Source organism: Dactylosporangium sucinum, assembly GCF_014647515.1.
Classification (GTDB): domain Bacteria; phylum Actinomycetota; class Actinomycetes; order Mycobacteriales; family Micromonosporaceae; genus Dactylosporangium; species Dactylosporangium sucinum.
In genome coordinates this window covers 1-2,120 of sequence record NZ_BMPI01000172.1, presented here as the reverse complement: position 1 = coordinate 2,120, position 2,120 = coordinate 1, and the positions used below count along the sequence as shown (strand labels likewise).

Annotated in this window: 1 protein-coding gene; it reads right to left on the bottom strand. The window is 66.1% G+C overall.

Features of this window, described 5'->3' with window-relative positions:
* Positions 1-163: 163 nt before the first annotated feature.
* On the bottom strand, positions 164-1,483 hold the full coding sequence (gene ltrA / locus IEZ31_RS55610) for a group II intron reverse transcriptase/maturase (RefSeq protein ID WP_229837338.1): 1,320 nt from the start codon (positions 1,481-1,483) through the stop codon (positions 164-166).
* Positions 1,484-2,120: the final 637 nt, after the last annotated feature.

Here is a 2,120-nt window from a genome sequence, read left to right as displayed (position 1 = left end):
GTAGGGTCGGGCGCTGGCGCGGTGACTCGATCTGGGCGTAGGTCCAGCAGCCTTCGTGCCGGCGGTTTCCCGGCCGGTTGTCCCACTGCGGTGACCGTGTCCAGACTGTTCCGTTTCCAGCACCCGCCCATCGAACCGTGCATGCGGTTTTCCCGCACACGGCTCACCGACGTCGTTCACCGCCGGCATTCGGTCTGTCCCGCCGCCAGGGCTTGAACGGCCTTGGCGCGACGACGGTTCCCATGAGCTCGACCAGGCCGAGTTCGTTGTGGGACTGGAAGACCAGCACCTGCACCCCGAACGCTCGGCTGCGCTTATGACGTTTGGCGATCACGATCGCCAAACGCATCTTCGCGTAGTCCCTGATCTTGCCGAAGTGTCGGGCCGAATTGCCGTACTTGAAGTACCCGGCCCAGCCGCGCAGGAACTGGTTGATGTCCTGCACGATCCACTCCACCTTCAGCAGCAGCCGGCGCCGATCCGTGAGTTGCCGGATCCGATCGCGGGCGTGCTGCATGGCCTTGTTCGCGGGCCAGCGTGCCAGGAACGTGACCTGCTTGGTCCCGGTCCGAGCCCACGCGCGCACCAGCCGATGGTGGAAGCCAAGGAAGTCAAAGCCTTCCCCACCAACCTCCAGACGCACGATGCGCGTCTTGGCCTGCTTGGGTTCCAACCCAAGCTCGGCCAGCAGCTCCGTGAGCCGCGCGAGGGCGGCTTCGGCCTGCTGACGGGACGTGCACATCACGATCGCGTCGTCGGCGTAGCGCACCAGAACCCCGTGCTCGCGGGTCGACCATGCCCGGTCGATGCGATGCAGGTAGACATTCGCCAGCAACGGCGAGACCACGCCGCCCTGCGGGGTTCCGGTCACCTCACGCCGAACCACGCCGTCGTCCATCACCCCAGCGCGCAGCATCGCACGCAGCAGCTTCAGCACGGCCTGGTCACAGACGCGTTCCTCAACAGCTTGCATCAACTGGTCGTGCGGAATCGCCGAGAAGCAGTTGGCAATATCCGTCTCGACCACCCACCGCCTGCCCCGCCAGGTCTCATCCACGAGCACCTGCAGAGCATCGTGCGCCGCCCGCTTCGGGCGGAACCCGAAGCTGCACTGCAGCATGTCGGCCTCGAAGATCGGCTCGAGCACGATCTTCACGGCGGCCTGCACGACGCGGTCACGAACTGCGGGGATCGACAGCGGCCGTTTCTCGGTCGTGCCGGGCTTCGGAATGAACACCCGACGCGTCGGCAACGGCCGGTAACGGCCCTCCTTCAGCTCGACGGCCAACTCGTCGAGCAGCCGGGCAACCCCGTACTCCTCGACCTCAGCCAAGGTGGTCTTGTCGATGCCCGGCGCACCATTGTTGCGGCGCACCGCGACCCACGCCCGCCACAAGACGTCTCTGCGGAAGACCTTGTCTCGCAGCGCATGGAACCGACGCCCGGGATCGGCCTTGGCCGCCCGGTACAGCGCATGCTGCAAGGCACGAACCGGATCCGGAATGGACCCCAACGCGGTGGGACTAGCCGAAACGGCACTCACCGGGCACTCCCCTATCAGCAGTACGCACCGACGAAGTAGCGGCCCTTCCCATCACCGGCGGTTGTGTTGTCCGCTCGGCTCAACCGGTACTACGGCCGCCTCCGACTCCCTCCCGACACGAGATCCACTTCCCGGGTTCACCGGTTATAGGACCCGACGCTCCGGCACGCATCCGCAGCACACCGGGCCGGGGAGGGCCTCCCAAGTTCCCGCCGCCACCATCTGAACGTTCCGCACCCCATACGCCGGGGAGTTCCTCGCGGCTGCAATCCAGGAGCTACACCGCTTCCATGGCCTTCACCCTGATTTCGGGGGCTCGGCTCTCCCTCTGCCCCGCCCAATAGGCGAGACCCCTAACGACGCCGCAGGTTTCGCTTGATGCTACGGACCACTCAGTCGCTCCCCCTGAAGGGCTTTTGACGCTGGGCTTCGACCCGACCCGTTTCCAGACCGAGCCGCCAGCCTGCTACCGGGCCTCCTGGCAGCTACCCGGACCGGACTCACACCGGCAGGCGACGACGAACTTACGACTCAAGGTCCACTACACGAGCTCACCTCCGAGTCTGCTTGGCGCACG